The following is a 15,994-nucleotide window of genomic DNA, read 5'->3' on the forward strand; positions in this document are numbered from 1 at the left end:
TTGCCATAATGTTTCTCAATATTGGCAATGGCTGCATCAAGGGCTTTCATCTTATCCGTTTTATCTGCTTTATCTGTTCTATCTACTTTATCCACTTTGCCTGCCATAAAAATTCTCCTTATCGTAACGCTCTCAGAACATCTGTTCTGTCTTTATGATACATGATTTTACCAGTTATGTCAATGATTATATCCTGTTTTTTTCACCGGGTAAATTCAATTTGAGCGACACTTAATCCGGCATTTCTCCTAAATTCCCGTCCATTTGACGATTTGTATGGACGACTGTGAAAAAATGTCCGTTTTTAAGCATATAAAGGCCATACAGACCAATCATGGCAAAAAGAACGATTCCGATGGAGTATCCCATAGATGATAACGGATCGATCTGACTTAACACAATACATGTCAGATTGCTGATAATGTGAAACATGACCGGTGCCAGAAAAGATCCTGCCCGTCTGTAGGCATATATCATAAAAAGAGAAAAGAAAAATGCATAAATGATCTGTATCATCGTGCCGTGGAAAACACCGAACAAAATACTTGTGACGATCATTGCTGAACGGGGATTTGAAAAGGAAGTGAGCCGTTCATAGATCAGCCCGCGGAACATAAGCTCTTCACAGACAGGTGCCAGTATTCCGATAATCAATATCTGAAGATACAAAGGCTCAGAATAAAGCTCATCGGCTATCTGGGTATAATCACCGGCATAACTAAACACTTCAAAAGCATTGATCGCCAGATTAGCTGCAACGGTCAGACCGATGGATGCTGCTGCAACATACAGGTATTTTACATAGACCGGCCGGGTCTCCTCAATATAATAGGTCCGTTTTCTCCACTCTCTGTTCATCATAATATAAAAAATGAGCAGACATATCGCTGAGATGACTCCGGTTATCAAAATCATATTTTTACTCAGCATCTCATAGAGAGCCTCATACAGTTCGTTCTCCACTTCCTGACTCCACTCTTTGCTGCTGTCATAAATGCTCATCGTATAAAAAAAGTTGATCAGGAAACCGACCACCTGCTCCACACACAGATAGATTATAATCGGGGATATGACCCTCAGTGCATTTTTCATCGAATTCATTTGTACATCACCATTACCTTTTTTGATCCCAAAATCTTACTGTAAAAGTTGCTGTTATAATGAAAAAAGACACTGAAAATCAGTATCTTTTTTCTGCAAGTCTGTCTATAAGCCGAGTTATGTTAAAAATGGTCATCTATCTCGACTTCCTGTTGCCAGGAAGCTCCAGCGACCTACCCTGAGGCACGACGGGCAGCCGTATCGCCCCATGTGCGGTCTTGCTTCGGATGGGGTTTACAGAGCCTCTTCTGTTACCAGAAGAGCGGTGAGCTCTTACCTCGCCTTTCCACCCTTACCGGCCGAAGCCGGCGGTTTATTTCTGTTGCACTTTCCTTAGAGTCGCCTCCACCGGACGTTATCCGGCATCCTGCCCTGTGAAGCTCGGACTTTCCTCACCTGAAACCTTTCGGTATCAACAGGCGCGACCATTCAACAGGCTTGAGATATTATTCTATCACTCTTTTTCCTGATTGTAAAGCGGTTAAACATTAAAATAACTGCCTCCGATAAATTCTCTCAAAATAGAATTCTTCGGAACATTTTCACTGGTCACACCGACGAAATAATCCAGAAGCCGCAACAGCCGTTTCGCTTCCTCATATTCTTTCTGTTCCGGACGAATGTTAAAAAGAAGAGGTTCGGCAAACTGCTTCAACACTGACAGCTCATAAATAAGGGCCGAATTGAAAAGCCTGTCTGCACTTTCCTGGTACGGGAAGATATTCACTTCCTCTCCCCGTCGAACCGAATACCACATAGCAATCGTTTCGGATGCTTTTGTTCCCCTGTGCGCCGCATCCCGGACAATACGCCGCAGTAAGCGGGCATCGGTTGTGGCGATACGGTTATGTTCATCCAGATTCAGCTGTGTCAGTGCGCTGATATAGACTTTATACTTGTCCTCTTTTGGGATCGACGGTGTGAGTGCATCATTGAGACAATGAATGCCCTCGATGACAAGAACATCCTCCTGGCCGATCTGCATATAATTATTCTTACCGTATTCCGACTTTCCGCTGATAAAATTAAAAATCGGAAGCTCCACCCGTTCTCCGGCGAGAAGGCCATTCATATCGTCATTGAACTGCTTGATATTAATCGCCTCAAGACATTCAAAATTATAATTTCCCTGTTCATCCCTTGGTGTCTTTTCCCGGTCAAGGAAATAATTATCCACCGCTATCGGATGCGGTTTTAAGCCACGGGCACGAAGCTGAACACTCAGTCTGTGTGAAAAAGTTGTTTTTCCCGATGATGACGGTCCGGCGATCAGAACGATACGCTTGCCTTTATTATAAATGTCCTCCGCTATCTCCGAAATATTCTTCTCCTGCAAGGCCTCTGACACAAGCATAAGTTCGGTAATATCACCTTTACATATATATTCATTGAGCTGTCCCGCATTGCAGACACCGATTTTTTCTCCCCAGATCGTTGATTCCTTTAAAGCATGGAAAATCTTTTCTGACGGTTCAAAGCGCTGAAGAATCTCCGGAGCTTCGGCTACCGGCATCTGGATAACAAAACCTTCATGGAAAGGAATCAGTTCAAACCACTTGATATAACCGGTGGATGGTGCCATATAACCATAATAATAATCGGATATATCTTCCAGCTGATACATATTGACCCAGGAAGACCGACGATATTTTAAAAGTCTGGCTTTTGCTTCCATGCCGTTGGATCTGAAGATTTTCTGTGCTTCATCCGATGTAACGATCTGTTTTTTTATCGGAAGATTCTGCCGGATCAGTTCTTTCATCCGTTTTTCGATCTTTTCAAGAACGTCTTCTTCAACCGGCATATGTCCGCAAATTTCACAGTAATAACCCTTATGCATGGAAAACTGAACGATCAGACCCGCATCTTTTCCGATGACATCCGATACAGCCTTTGTCAAAATAAGCGTGGCTGTCCGGCGATAGGACTGTTCGCCCACTTTATCACCGATGGTAATAAATTCCACATCGGCATCCGGAGGGATAACATAATTTAATTCCCGCAGTTTTCCATTGACCCGGGCCATAATGATCATATGTGGATATCTCGTCTGAAAATCCGCCCCTATTTTCTGAAGTGTTGTTCCCTGTGGATATTCATAAATGTCCCCCAGTACATTGACCTGAATCTGATTACTTTCACCCATAAAAATCACCTGCTTTAATAATAATGATGTTGGGGAATTGTATCCCCTACATGATTGTCGTAAAAGGATAGGCCTCCTTCGCCTGAATAACTGTCACATCCGGACAATGCCTGTTCAAAAACTGAGCCATATCTTCCATAAAAACATGCTCCAGTCCATAATGTCCCGCATCAATGACTGCAATCCCTTTCTCCATACAGTCCAAACCTTCATGATGGCCGAAATCGCCGCCTACAAGAACGTCTCCGCCCTGTCTGAGCGCATAATCCTCCATCCCTTTAGCTGACCCCGGACAGACCGAAACCCTTCGGATACTGCGGTTTGGATCACCGTAAATCCTTACATCCGGAATGGCAAACCTGTCTTTTATTTTTAAAGCCAGGTCTCTGAGTGACATCGGATCTTCCAGATCACCCGTATAGCCGATGCCCTCACTTCCGTCAGGGGATGTGGGCTCTAAAACCTGAAGATTTTTAAGTTCCATCCGCTCTGCGGCAATATCCGCCATGCGCTTAACATCGTAATTCGTGTGCATGGCATAACATGTCACATGATTTTCAATAAGCGTAAGCAGCCTCTCCCCCAAAAAGTCTTTCTCCTCAATTCGCTTAATTCCGGAAAAAATCAAAGGATGATGGGTCAGCAAAAGATCTGCCCCCTGGCTCACCGCATCCTCGATCACATCGGTCGTTGCATCCAGTGCAAGATAGATCTTTTTAATCTCTTTGTCCATACGGCCGCATAAAAGTCCCACATTATCCCAGGACATCGCCGCTTCATTCGGAAAATAGGACTGAAGAAGTTCGTATAATATGTTTCCCTGCATATGTATCACCTGCTTATCTCTTATAATATTCTTCCGCTTCTTCCAAAGCTTTCAGATATTCTGTCACTTCTTTGTAGCGCTCGCCGGATTCCTGTCCCGTCTCCAGCAATTTTTTTCGGATACTTTCATAAACTCTATGCTCTTTCAAAATAAATTCTTTCAGGACCGGGTGCTTTTCTCTGAGTAAAAATCTTCCAAAAAGATATTCTGTATCACTCCACAGTTCGGCCTCACCCGGAACCGCCTGCATCGCCATATAATATTTTCCTTCGTCTTTGAGCATGATCTCCCGTACGATATCAAAGCCATTCTCTATCAGATAACGGCGCACCGACGGAATTTCGGACTGGGGCTGAAGTACCCAGGTCGAGGCTCCGGCAGCATTCGCCCTTCCCTCTTCCAGAATGCGGATCATCAGCGGACCTCCCATTCCGGCGATCAACACCGTATCCGCCTCCCCCGGTCTTAATTTTTCAAGACCGTCTGAAAGACGGATATCCATCACTTCGGCAAAACCATATTTGTCTCTGTTTTCCTCTGCTCTTTTTAAAGGCCCTCTGTTCACATCCATGGCGATCGCAGAGGTAATATATTGATTCTGAAGCAGCCATATCGGCACGTAACCGTGATCTGTCCCCACATCTGCCAGACGGCATCCCTTCGGCACCAGGCTGGCCACTTCAATAAGTCTTTCTGATATTTTTAACATTATTTCTCCTAATCTGACAAAAAGTCAAATAATTTTGTACTCCGGCTACGGGCACCGATCTTTCTCAATGCCTTTGCCTCGATCTGACGGATCCGCTCGCGTGTCACATCAAATTCTTTGCCAACTTCCTCCAGGGTCCGCGCACGACCGTCTTCCAGTCCGAAACGCAGCCGAAGAACTTTCGCTTCCCTCTCGGAAAGCATCGACAACACACTGGCCACTTCTTCCTGGAGCATCTTGTAAACTGCTGCATCCGCCGGCATCGGCATCTGATCATCCTGGATAAAATCACCCAGATGGCTGTCCTCTTCCTCACCCACCGGTGTCTCTAAAGATACCGGCTCCATCGACATCTTCATGATCTCCTGCACCTTCTCCACCGGCATCTCCATCCGCTCCGCAATCTCCTCCGTTGTCGCTTCCCGTCCCAGTTCCTGAAGCATCTGTCTTGAAACTTTTCTCAGCTTATTTATCGTTTCCACCATATGGACAGGAATACGGATCGTTCGTGACTGATCTGCAATCGCCCGCGTGATTGCCTGACGGATCCACCAGGTCGCATAGGTACTGAACTTATATCCTTTACGATAATCAAATTTTTCAACCGCTTTAATGAGTCCCAGATTTCCTTCCTGAATGAGATCGAGAAAAAGCATGCCTCTGCCCACATAGCGCTTTGCAATGCTGACTACAAGACGCAGATTCGCCTCTGACAAACGGTTTCTTGCCTCCTCATCTCCCTGTTCAATGCGTTTTGCCAGTTCAAGCTCTTCCTCCGCCGATAAAAGTGGAACCGTTCCTATCTCCTTCAAATACATACGCACCGGATCGTCCATCCGCGTGCCTTCCGGGGCAGACAGATCCATATCCCCGTCATTCTCTGAAAAATTCTCCTGTACATCATCTTCAAGAAAATCTTCATGTGACTTTTCCAGGGCCAGATAGACCTTCTCGATCTGGTCTTCTGTCAGATCCATATCTGCAAAATAATCAAGAACCTCCTGCAGAGCCATTCCGGCTCCCCCATTTTTTTCCGACATGATCAATGTGTTCAAACGTTCGTCAAATGTCATTTTACCGCCCATTTTTTCCTCCTCATAATTTGTCTATAGTCTTTCCACACTATAGAGAAATATGCAAATTCTGTAAATCGGATTTCATATGGATAATTTTCTGCAGCTCTCCCAGATCTTTAATATGACGGCTCATCTCATCCAGATGAAACCGTTTAATTCGCAGGATCGTTTCGGTAAGCGCTTTTTCTTTTGCATTTTTATCTTCAATGCCGGAAATATCCGAATTGAATATACCGGCTACAAGATTCTGTTCTTCTTTTTCCTGGAACAGATTAATGATCTGGCCCGGGACGATCTGGCCTGTGGACTCAATAGATTCATAAACGGCCCGACACACTGAACTGTATACCGGGTGAACAAAATCCTCCCAACTGATCCACGGACGAATCTTTTTAAACAACGACACATCATTGACAAGCCAGGTCAGTAAAAGTTTCTGTGAAGCCAGCACTGCCTCCGGATAATCCGGGTCTGACTTTTGATGGATGGCCGGCTTTTCTTTCGCTTCGTAAGTATTCACTTTTTCAGGCATGGCCAGACCATAGCGATTGACAAGTTTCTGGAGATTTTCAAAGCTTATACCATATTTTCTTGCCAGCGCTTCTATATAATTATTCCTCTCCAGTTCCTGATCAAATTCCAGAAGTCGTTTGGCAACCGCATTGAAAAATCGTGTCTTTCCATCCGGATCTGCCATATCAAAGGACGTCTCCAGAATAGAAATTTCAAACATAAAGCTGTTCTCTGCCTGATCGATCCGCTCCTGAAAAGCTTCAACGCCAAGGTTTTTTATAAATTCATCCGGATCCTTATAAGGGTCCATATGAATGATCTTTATGCGAAGTCCCGCTGAACGGAGCATCGGGATCGCGCGAAGAGCAGCTTTTACTCCGGCTTCATCACTGTCATAAGCCAGCAAAACTTCTTCTGTATAACGTTTAAGAAGATTGGCATGCTGTAATGTAAAAGCGGTTCCAAGCGATGCCACCGCATTATTAAAGCCGGCCTGATGCATGGCGATCACATCCATGTAACCTTCACATATAATAAAATAAGACTTTCTGGACGTACGCGCAAAATTCAGCCCGTAGAGATTTCGGCTTTTGTCAAAGAGCAGTGTTTCCGGAGAATTCAAATACTTTGGTGTTCCTTCCCCGAGCACACGGCCGCCAAAACCGATCACCTTATTGTTGACATCCATGATTGGAAACATCACTCTGTTCCAGAACTTATCATGTGCCCCGTATTTTTCATCGATGGACACAAGTCCGGATTCTTTCAAAATATCATCCTCATAGCCTTTGCTTCTCAAAAACTGATACAGGTCATCCCGATAAGGATTTGAAAATCCCAGACCAAAGTGGGTAATCGTTGCCCCTTCCAGACGACGCTCTTCAAAATAGGACCGGGCATTCGCCCCATCCTTTCCCTTCAGCTGGTAATAAAAATATCTGGCAGCCAGCTTATGGATATCCAGAAGGCGCTGTCGCTTTCCCTGAATCTTTTTTGCCTCTTCTGTCATTTCTGTCTCCGGAAGTTTTATACCTGCCCGCTCTGCCAGATACTTTACTGCCTCCATGAAGGTATAATTCTCGTATTCCATAATAAATGTAAATACATTCCCCCCGGCACCGCAGCCAAAGCAATAATACATCTGCTTATCTCTGCTCACAGAAAAAGAAGGTGATTTTTCATTATGAAAAGGACAAAGTCCAAAATAGGAACTGCCTTTTTTTGTCAGCTTTATATAATTTCCAATAAGGTCAACCACATCATTTCTTGAACGGACCTCTTCAATCGTATCATCCGTATAAAACATCCTACCACCTTCCATACAAAAAGTATGTGCAGTTCTTCATACAAATATTGAACAGACATACACTCTTTTGCTTTAATTTTTTGTTTTACTCAAACATTCATGTAAATCTCTCCTTATTATATATTTTCTGCATCCATCCCGAAAAATCCTTCTGTTATTATAGAAAAAAAACGAAAAATGTGTTACACTGTGCCCATGAAAGAATTAATGAATATACAACATTTTCAAAAAAATTTAATAACATGGTACAAAAATAAGGGCCGTGATCTTCCATGGCGCCACACAAATGATCCTTATGCCATATGGGTCAGTGAGATCATGCTCCAGCAGACACAGGTAGATACCGTAAAACCTTACTATGTTCGGTTTCTGGAAACACTCCCGGACATCAAGTCTCTCGCTCTGGCAGATGACGATCTTGTCTTTAAACTCTGGGAAGGCCTCGGATACTACCGCCGTGTACGCCACATGAAAGAAGCGGCACAAACGATCATCGAAAACTATGACGGACATTTTCCCGACACCTATGACCGTATTATAAAACTGAAAGGTATCGGAAATTACACCGCCAGCGCCATTTCAAGCATTGCCTTCGGTCAGGAAAAAGGCGTCATCGACGGGAACACACTGCGTATTCTCTCCCGTATTTATAACCGCCAGGATAATATTGCACTGGAAAAGACGAAAAAAAATTATCAGATACTTATGGATGAACTTATCCATGGCTGTGACCCATCGCTTTTTAATCAGGCCATGATGGATCTGGGTGCCATGATCTGCACGCCAAAACATCCGGATTGTACCAATTGCCCTGTGCAAAATCTGTGTGAGGCTTACCAGGCGGATACAACGGCGATTCTTCCGGTAAAAATAAAAAACACATCCAAATCCGATATTTACTACATTACCGCCATCTTAAAAAAAGGAGACAAATATTTTCTCATTAAAAACGAAGAAGGCCTTCTCCAAAACCTTTACGGATTCGTTCAGTACGAAGTCGAATCACCTATAAGTTTTGAAGAACATTTTTATGATCAATACGGTCTTTCCGTTCGTCTCTGCGAATATATAAAAGAGGTCAAACACGTTTTTTCCCACCGCATCTGGCACATGAGCGTCTACCTCGGCGAGATCACAGATCCAGAAGAAAAAATTCTATCCGAAAACTACACTTTATACTCACAAGACGAACTGACACTTCTCCCCATATCAACCGCCCATCGCAAAGCCATTGGGGACGGAGTTTGTGGCTTTTCTGGCGTATCTGCCAAATAAAATTTGAAAAACAGACTTGAAAATATAAGCATTTTATGCCTGTTTTATGAAATTTTGCCTGGATCCTGTTTTTCTCTTGCTATGTTAAGGTCTGTACAGTATGATATGAATATACTGAGATTTTTTGAAGATATGGGGGAGGTGTACCAATGATGCCGATTCAAAAACGACCTTTAAGTAAACTGAAGCTGGGCGTACTTTACAGTTTATCAGAAAGCTACATGATGCTGCCGTTTCTGATTTTTTCCAGTCTGCTGACCGAAAAATCAACAACGGTGAACTTTTTTGTACCTGTGATCATCGTATATTCCGTACTGAGAGCCTGCTTGATCGCTCTGCGCGGATTCGGCCAAATTACAAATCCTTACAGAATTTTGAAAGGCGGACTGTTGATAGTACTTTCGGGATCGATTCTGATGCTGATGTCATTTTTTTACCGTCCTCTTCTTATGCTAAGCGCATTGCTGATCGGAATCGGTCTTTCTCCGTTTCACGCTATGTTCATTCCGATTTATGCCGGTGTGACAGAACAGAACCCTTCCCTGAAAAAAGGAAAAAGTATCGGTACCGGTCTTTATCTGCTGGTCATGCTGACGGCACTTGTGCTTGGAAAAATTTACCTTCTGGTCGTTCCTGTCCTGTTTCTTCTGTACATTGTTTGTGCGTTGTGGATTCTCATTCGTTTTGACGGTGATACGTTATTTGCACAACAAAAGGCCTTTGACACCGACAAAAGTAATCTGGTATATTTCGTTTTCGGCATACTGTCACTGCTCTGCCTGTTCATACTGCGTCAGTATAAACAGTCCAGTGTTTCCGCACTGCTCTGGCTGGCACCTTCTTTGGTGATCATTTTAATTATTCTTGAGATGTTCAGGCACCGACATTACGGGGTTTTTGTCTATCAGACCTACTGGGCCGGTGCGGTAAAAAGCTACCTTCTGTTGTTCAGCCTGATCTACCATAATTCCGTCGGCAATTCCTCCATGGGAATACTGATCTATCTTGCTATCGCCATAGGAACAATCTTGTCGATGCTGCTCCGAAAATTTCTGTCAAAATTTTTGACAGACACCAAATTAAGCCATGTATCCATGCTTCTCTCGGCAGCATTTGCTTTTCTTTTGATTGCCCCGTCACAGACCATCAATCTGATCGGAATAATGCTTTCCATGGCTTTCGGCAATATCACGGCAACAGAAGCTGCAGCGAGATACATGAAGGATGAACGCCATGAGCCGTTGGAGCGTTCCCTCGTCCGACTCAGAATCTATGCGGCAGGCAGTATCCTTGAACAACTGGTACTCTTTTTTACAATCTATTTGTGCGGAGAATTCCGGATCCATCAAAATCTTCTTGAAGCCTATGCGGCCGGTATCCCGGATCCGAGTCTCAGCCTTTTGCTGCACAAGGTCGGACTGATCTGCAGTGCCATACTCCTGCTTTCGGCCATTCTCATCGTGTGCTTCTCAGGAAAAAGAAAGGCTCATAGTGTAAAAACAGAGTAATAACATACAACAAACGACGATTCGATTTAGGAAAGGAGAATATAAATGGATAAGCGGACAATAATCCAATATCTGGAAGAAAGAGCATCGGATTTCTATACACTCAGCGACAAAATATGGGAAAATGCAGAAATCCGTTTTCAAGAGGAACAATCAGCACAGGATTATGCGGATTTTCTTAAAGCTGAAGGTTTCACGACAACCGTTGGTATAGCAGGACTGAAAACAGCGTTCCGTGCCGAATGGGGAAGCGGAAAGCCTGTCATTGGCTTCCTGGGAGAATATGATGCACTTCCGGGTCTGAGTCAGAAAGCGGGTATTTCCGTCAAAGAGCCCCTGACAACCGGAGGGAACGGACATGGCTGCGGTCATAATCTTCTTGGCGTTGGTGCACTCATGGGTGCTGTTGGCTTCAAGCATTACCTGGAAACAAATGGAAAAACCGGAACTGTCGTATTTTTCGGCTGTCCGGCCGAAGAAGGCGGCAGCGGAAAAACTTTTATGGCCCGTGAAGGCTGTTTTGACCGCCTCGATGCGGCTTTCAGCTGGCATCCGGATTCCCATAATATGCTGCCTCCCGGACCCGTTTTGGCAAATAATGTCGTCCGTTACAGTTTTACCGGCAAAGCATCTCATGCTGCGGCAGCACCGGAAGCAGGAAGAAGTGCCCTTGATGCGCTTGAATTGATGAATATCGGCGTTCAATTTCTCCGGGAACATATTCCATCAACCTCAAGAGTGCATTATGCCATTACGGATACGGGTGGAATTTCCCCTAATATTGTTCAGGCCTATGCGTCCGCACTGTATCAGATGCGAGCACCTTATGCGCCTGAGCTTGCCGATCTGTATGAACGGGTCAATAACATAGCCAAAGGTGCCGCCATGATGACCGATACACAGGTGGAGATCAAACTTCTGAAAGGCACCAGCAATACCGTACTGATTCCGGCACTGGATGAGGTCATGTACAACAACATGTGCGAAATTCCAAACCCTGTTGCACAGGCCGAAGATATTGAATTTGCACGTGAAATTGTTAAAACCCAGACACCCGCTGACAAAATTTCTGAAAATGCGTTTAACTTAGCACCTCTGCCTTGGAACAAAGCGGGAAATATTCCTATTCCCGGATCTTCGGATACCGGTGATGTGAGCTGGGTTTGTCCGCTTTCTCAGTGTGCTACGAGCACCTGGCCGATAGGAACTGCCGCTCACAGCTGGCAGGCTGTTGCCTGCGGAAAAAGTGATTTTGCGCACAAAGGAATGCTTTATGCCGGTCAGATCATCGCAGCAACTGCAATCGATGTTTGTGAAAATCCTGAAATCATCGAAACAGCATGGAAACAACTTCGGGAAAAAACAGGAAATCATCCTTATCGTTGTCCTATTCCATCGGAGGTCACACCAAAGCTTCTGGAATCTGAAACAACATAAATACCTGCATGACCATATGGTATTAAAAAGTACAAGAAAAGACCACATCATTGGCAAATCCTTTGATGTGGCCTTTTTCACTTGTAAACTCTTCTTGAAATTTTCACAAAATAAGGCTTTTTCAATTTTTACATGAAGTCCCCGTTTCATCTCTATTAATAAAGCCACAAACTCCGTCCCCACTGGCACTGCAGCCGCTGCAGCCACATGTGCATTTTCCTTCTTTCAATCGGCGGATTTTTCGGCATACCACCCAGAGTACATATGCTCCGATGCATACTCCGACAATAATTGAACCCATCATCTTATCACCCTCCAATAAAAAATGAACCTGCCTGAAAGACGATCACAGCCATTCCCCATGCAATGAGAAGCTGGAGAAGAATCATTGCGATTGTCCACTTCCAGGACTCTGTCTCTTTATGTATTGTTGCGATCGTTGCCATGCATGGTATATAAAGAAGGCAAAATACCATCAAAGCGTAGGCATTAAGCATTCCGAAGCCCATACCTTCCAGCGTCTTCTGAAACGCTGCAATTCCCGCATCCGAATTAATATTCATGCCAAAAAGTACACTACAGCTTGAAACAACCATTTCTTTGGCTGCAATTCCGGAAATCAAAGCTACACCCATCTGCCATAATCCAAGACCAGCCGGTGCCAGTATCGGTACAAGAAGACATCCGATTCCTGCGGCAAAACTCTGGGAAATGTCTGTCACCATTCCCTCCGGCCCGAAATTCATGATCACCCACAAAATAACCGATCCGGCCAAAATGGTCGTTCCGGCTTTTGTCAGATAATCTGCAACTTTCTCCCACACATAAATAATGATCGTGCGGGCATTGGGTGCTTTATACTCCGGAAGCTCAATCAAAAGACAGTTTTTCTCTTCATTTCTGCATACGACCTTACTGTAAATGAGTGCCACCCCAATGGCCACTAAAAGGCCGATCACATACATGGAAAAAGCGGCAATCATCGCGTATTTTCCAAAAAACATCTTTGAAAAAAGAACGTAAATCGGGAGACGTGCGCTGCAGGACATGAACGGTGTGACCATAATCGTTCTGAGACGGTCTCTCGTATCTTCCAGAGTACGCGCACTCATAATCGCCGGCACCGTACATCCAAATCCAAGAAGCATCGGTATAAATGCTCTTCCCGAAAGTCCCATCTTGCCCATAAGGCCATCCATAACATAAGCCACACGCGCCATATAACCGCTGTCTTCAAGAAACGCCAGTGCTAAAAACAGAATAAAAATATTCGGCAGGAATGTAAGAATGCCACCCACACCGGTAATGATACCGTCACATACAAGCGAAATGATCCCATCGCTCAAATGCAGGCCGATCATCGATTTTTGAATAAAATCCGTCACGATACCGATCACGACTTCAAAACCACCGGAGATCCAATCACCCACAACAAATGTGAGCAAAAAGACAACCGCCATAATACCGAAGAAGATCGGCATTCCCCATACCGGATGAGTCATCAATTCATCTGCTTTATCTGTGCGCGCTTCCTTGCTCGCCTTGTTCATAACAACTTCATCGATAATTTCCTCAATAAAATCATATTTCTGATTGATGATCTCATGCTCATAATTTTTGTCAACAATATCTCCAACATATACCGGATATTTCTTCATGATATCAACATCTTTTTCCAGCATTTTAATCGCATGCCATCTCGGGTTAACAATATCCGGATATTTTTTCAAAAGTCTTTCTTCAATGTCATCAATCTTATCCTCAATCTCATCCGAATAAACCATGGCAAATTCATGATGATGATTATGGCGATGGACACTCTGGCAAACCAGGTCATGATGATGTTCGACGGGCACACTGTTGGCTTTGCCCTGATGATGGGCAACGGTATGCATTAACACTTCCAGACCGGTCCGCTTTCTCGCAGATACGGGAACAACCGGAATACCAAGCATCTCCGGCAAACGATGCATATCGATCTCCATACCTCTCTCTTCCACAATATCCATCATATTTAACGCCAGAATAACCGGTTTACCAAGCTCAATAAGCTGAAGCGTAAGATATAAATTTCGTTCCAGATTCGATGCATCTGCCACATCGACGACAACGTCCACTTCATCACCAAGAAGATACTGGCGTGATAAGATTTCTTCTGTAGAATAACAGGTCAGACTATATAATCCCGGTAAATCCACTAATTTATATTGATTGTCATGAAACTTAAAGGCACCTTCCTTTTTCTCAACCGTAACTCCCGGCCAGTTCGACACCTTCAGTCTTGCACCCGTATAGGCATTAAACAGCGTCGTCTTTCCACAGTTTGGATTGCCCGCAAAAGCAACATTGATTGCCTGCTGATTCATACAACGGCCTCCTTTACAAAAATCCCGGCAGAAATTTCATTTCCGACGGCCAGACGGGTCCCACGCACCTTAAAAATCAACGTTCCCGTCTTCTTTCGATTCAAAACCTCAACCTTCGTTCCTATGATCAATCCAAGTGCTTCCAGTCGTCTGCCGACTTTTTCATTTAGTTTGGTCGATTCCACCGTATACACCTTTCCAGGGACACTCTCAGATAATGTCATCTTCCAATTCCTCCATTTATTGATAATTTTTCTCATTTTTCTCGTCTATCTTATCACAAGCTCAGTTAGTTGTCAATAACCATGCCATTGGGGACGGAGTTTTTGGCTTTTTTACCCATATAACCATATAGAAAAAAGGAATCTCAAAAGAGATTCCTTTTTCATCTGTATTCACAGAGCCAAAAACTCCGTCCCCATTGGCTCATGGCTAATTGAAGTAAACCATCGGCTCTTCTGGTTTTGTAGCTTTCTCAATGCGTTTTGCATAGAGAACAGGTCCGATTCCGTGATATTCTTCTTTATATTCCAGTTTGACTTCAGCCGTCACACGGACCCACTGCTTATTTTTAAGCCGGGATGCAAATTTGCTTTTACAAAGAAAACCTAAAAATGTCACATCATCTGCACAGCAGGTCATTGCCATACGTCCCGGCACAAAATAGTCTTCTTCAAAATTCTGTGAGCGAAAGACCATGCCTTTTATAATAACATCCTTTCCCTCATATCGTTCGCCGTGATCGAGTGCGTCCAGATACCAGGTGCCATAGTTGTCATCAGAAATTTCAATGATCGGCTGATTGACATCATAAGGCAGAATATCTTCGCCCGGATCCAGTATGTCTCCGTTCACATCTTCAAAGATCAATTCCGCATTACTGTTGAGGACCTTAACATTTCGAATCAGATAAGAGAGATCCGTGTCCTCATCACACCGGTTGAAAATAGCCATTCCGGTGCAGGAGAGGAATTCGGACATGAGGGAACGCATATTATTCATATACAGCTGGAAAGTTGAGGCATCCACCGTGGATACGATCTGGAAAAGTTCCCACCGGTAAGGAAGCTGCATATTCAGGAATTCGCTCACCGGCCACATACCGTTATATTCGATAATGACCTGCTGCGGGCGATGCTCTCTCCGGCACTTTTTCAAAAAATCCACCGTAAATTCGGATTTATCTTCCACAACAATAAGATCCACATTGTACTGTTCCAGCAATTCCTCTTCAATCTCAACTTCGCCCTCTTCTGTCAGGATAAGAAGTGTTTTTTCGTCTTCAACAAAATTGCCTTCCAGAATGACCTGTTCAATAAAACTTGTCTTTCCGCTTTCAAGGAAACCGGTAATTAAATATACAGGAATCTGCATGACTTATCCTCCGTTCTATTTCAGGCCAAAGAGCTGTGCCAGTTCGTCCTCTTTTAATTCTGATCCGATCACGCACAGACGTCCTGTGACATCCGCTTCACCGTCACGAAGTTCAAATTCACCCGGAACAAGATCAAAATAGATCCATCCGCCTTCTGTATCCGGAACCATACCCTTAGCACGAAGCACACTGCCGTATTCCTGTGTATGAGCTAAAACATCCAGTGTCATACGCATCTGTTCACGGTCATATTTCTTCCCGGTCTCCTGACCCCAGCTTGTAAAAATTTCATCTGCATGATGATGATCATGGTCATGACAGCCACATGTACAATCCGGACCATGGTCATGATGATG

Annotated in this window: 14 protein-coding genes and 1 other RNA gene; 3 read left to right on the forward strand and 12 right to left on the reverse strand. The window is 44.1% G+C overall.

The genetic code is table 11. From position 1 onward, the window contains the following. Window positions 1-231: 231 nt before the first annotated feature. The 7 genes from QZZ35_RS04880 to dnaG form a co-directional block, all read right to left on the reverse strand. The gene (locus QZZ35_RS04880) at window positions 232-1,101 is read right to left on the reverse strand and encodes a CPBP family intramembrane glutamic endopeptidase (protein ID WP_291236385.1); all 870 of its coding nucleotides are present in this window, start codon (window positions 1,099-1,101) and stop codon (window positions 232-234) included. A gap of 92 nt (window positions 1,102-1,193) precedes the next feature. Further along, window positions 1,194-1,542: RNase P RNA component class A (gene rnpB, locus QZZ35_RS04885), an RNA gene on the reverse strand. Between the two features lie 40 nt (window positions 1,543-1,582). Beyond that, window positions 1,583-3,247, reverse strand: a complete 1,665-nt coding sequence (locus QZZ35_RS04890) for a nucleoside kinase (RefSeq protein ID WP_291236386.1) — start codon at window positions 3,245-3,247, stop codon at window positions 1,583-1,585. A gap of 46 nt (window positions 3,248-3,293) precedes the next feature. Beyond that, a complete protein-coding gene (locus tag QZZ35_RS04895; RefSeq protein ID WP_291236387.1) occupies window positions 3,294-4,073 on the reverse strand; it encodes a Nif3-like dinuclear metal center hexameric protein in 780 nt (259 codons plus the stop codon). A 13-nt stretch (window positions 4,074-4,086) separates the two neighbouring features. Then, window positions 4,087-4,782 carry a tRNA (adenine(22)-N(1))-methyltransferase gene (locus tag QZZ35_RS04900; protein ID WP_291236388.1) on the reverse strand — a complete coding sequence of 232 codons (696 nt, stop codon included), beginning with the start codon at window positions 4,780-4,782 and terminating at the stop codon, window positions 4,087-4,089. A gap of 8 nt (window positions 4,783-4,790) precedes the next feature. Beyond that, entirely contained in the window at window positions 4,791-5,867 is a 1,077-nt protein-coding gene (gene rpoD, locus QZZ35_RS04905; protein WP_330635465.1) for an RNA polymerase sigma factor RpoD, read from the reverse strand. A 37-nt stretch (window positions 5,868-5,904) separates the two neighbouring features. Continuing rightward, entirely contained in the window at window positions 5,905-7,677 is a 1,773-nt protein-coding gene (dnaG, locus tag QZZ35_RS04910) for a DNA primase (RefSeq protein ID WP_291236389.1), read from the reverse strand. A 207-nt stretch (window positions 7,678-7,884) separates the two neighbouring features. Between dnaG and mutY the strand changes: the two genes are divergently transcribed. The 3 genes from mutY (at window position 7,885) to QZZ35_RS04925 (ending at window position 11,897) form a co-directional block, all read left to right on the forward strand. Continuing rightward, the gene (gene mutY / locus QZZ35_RS04915; RefSeq protein ID WP_291236390.1) at window positions 7,885-8,952 is read left to right on the forward strand and encodes an A/G-specific adenine glycosylase; all 1,068 of its coding nucleotides are present in this window, start codon (window positions 7,885-7,887) and stop codon (window positions 8,950-8,952) included. A gap of 149 nt (window positions 8,953-9,101) precedes the next feature. Next, window positions 9,102-10,460, forward strand: coding sequence for a hypothetical protein (locus QZZ35_RS04920; protein ID WP_291236391.1), 1,359 nt, complete (start codon window positions 9,102-9,104; stop codon window positions 10,458-10,460). A gap of 45 nt (window positions 10,461-10,505) precedes the next feature. Beyond that, window positions 10,506-11,897 (forward strand): amidohydrolase, encoded by a 1,392-nt coding sequence (locus tag QZZ35_RS04925; protein ID WP_291236392.1) that lies wholly within the window; start codon window positions 10,506-10,508, stop codon window positions 11,895-11,897. Between the two features lie 121 nt (window positions 11,898-12,018). Here QZZ35_RS04925 and QZZ35_RS04930 read toward each other — a convergent pair whose 3' ends face one another. The 5 genes from QZZ35_RS04930 to QZZ35_RS04950 form a co-directional block, all read right to left on the reverse strand. Beyond that, entirely contained in the window at window positions 12,019-12,201 is a 183-nt protein-coding gene (locus tag QZZ35_RS04930) for a FeoB-associated Cys-rich membrane protein (protein WP_291236393.1), read from the reverse strand. Between the two features lie 4 nt (window positions 12,202-12,205). Continuing rightward, entirely contained in the window at window positions 12,206-14,263 is a 2,058-nt protein-coding gene (gene feoB, locus QZZ35_RS04935) for a ferrous iron transport protein B (RefSeq protein ID WP_291236394.1), read from the reverse strand. Beyond that, window positions 14,260-14,487 carry a FeoA family protein gene (locus tag QZZ35_RS04940; RefSeq protein ID WP_291236395.1) on the reverse strand — a complete coding sequence of 76 codons (228 nt, stop codon included), beginning with the start codon at window positions 14,485-14,487 and terminating at the stop codon, window positions 14,260-14,262. The genes feoB and QZZ35_RS04940 overlap by 4 nt, the downstream gene beginning before the upstream one ends. 208 nt (window positions 14,488-14,695) lie before the next feature. After that, window positions 14,696-15,637, reverse strand: coding sequence for a TIGR03943 family putative permease subunit (locus tag QZZ35_RS04945; RefSeq protein ID WP_291236396.1), 942 nt, complete (start codon window positions 15,635-15,637; stop codon window positions 14,696-14,698). A gap of 15 nt (window positions 15,638-15,652) precedes the next feature. Beyond that, on the reverse strand, window positions 15,653-15,994 hold a 342-nt coding region (locus QZZ35_RS04950), incomplete at its 5' end, for a GTP-binding protein (protein ID WP_291236397.1).

Source organism: Frisingicoccus sp. (assembly GCA_016298055.1).
GTDB lineage: Bacteria > Bacillota > Clostridia > Lachnospirales > Lachnospiraceae > Frisingicoccus.

What these genes read in the sequence shown, in the direction of transcription:
- QZZ35_RS04945 (WP_291236396.1), bottom strand. Translation starts at nt 15,637, where the DNA reads ATGCAGATTCCTGTATATTTAATTACCGGTTTCCTTGAAAGCGGAAAG.
- QZZ35_RS04900 (WP_291236388.1), bottom strand. Translation starts at nt 4,782, where the DNA reads ATGTTAAAAATATCAGAAAGACTTATTGAAGTGGCCAGCCTGGTGCCG.
- QZZ35_RS04895 (WP_291236387.1), bottom strand. Translation starts at nt 4,073, where the DNA reads ATGCAGGGAAACATATTATACGAACTTCTTCAGTCCTATTTTCCGAAT.
- QZZ35_RS04920 (WP_291236391.1), top strand. Translation starts at nt 9,102, where the DNA reads ATGATGCCGATTCAAAAACGACCTTTAAGTAAACTGAAGCTGGGCGTA.
- mutY (WP_291236390.1), top strand. Translation starts at nt 7,885, where the DNA reads ATGAATATACAACATTTTCAAAAAAATTTAATAACATGGTACAAAAAT.
- rpoD (WP_330635465.1), bottom strand. Translation starts at nt 5,867, where the DNA reads ATGGGCGGTAAAATGACATTTGACGAACGTTTGAACACATTGATCATG.
- QZZ35_RS04940 (WP_291236395.1), bottom strand. Translation starts at nt 14,487, where the DNA reads ATGACATTATCTGAGAGTGTCCCTGGAAAGGTGTATACGGTGGAATCG.
- QZZ35_RS04890 (WP_291236386.1), bottom strand. Translation starts at nt 3,247, where the DNA reads ATGGGTGAAAGTAATCAGATTCAGGTCAATGTACTGGGGGACATTTAT.
- feoB (WP_291236394.1), bottom strand. Translation starts at nt 14,263, where the DNA reads ATGAATCAGCAGGCAATCAATGTTGCTTTTGCGGGCAATCCAAACTGT.
- QZZ35_RS04930 (WP_291236393.1), bottom strand. Translation starts at nt 12,201, where the DNA reads ATGATGGGTTCAATTATTGTCGGAGTATGCATCGGAGCATATGTACTC.
- dnaG (WP_291236389.1), bottom strand. Translation starts at nt 7,677, where the DNA reads ATGTTTTATACGGATGATACGATTGAAGAGGTCCGTTCAAGAAATGAT.
- QZZ35_RS04925 (WP_291236392.1), top strand. Translation starts at nt 10,506, where the DNA reads ATGGATAAGCGGACAATAATCCAATATCTGGAAGAAAGAGCATCGGAT.
- QZZ35_RS04880 (WP_291236385.1), bottom strand. Translation starts at nt 1,101, where the DNA reads ATGAATTCGATGAAAAATGCACTGAGGGTCATATCCCCGATTATAATC.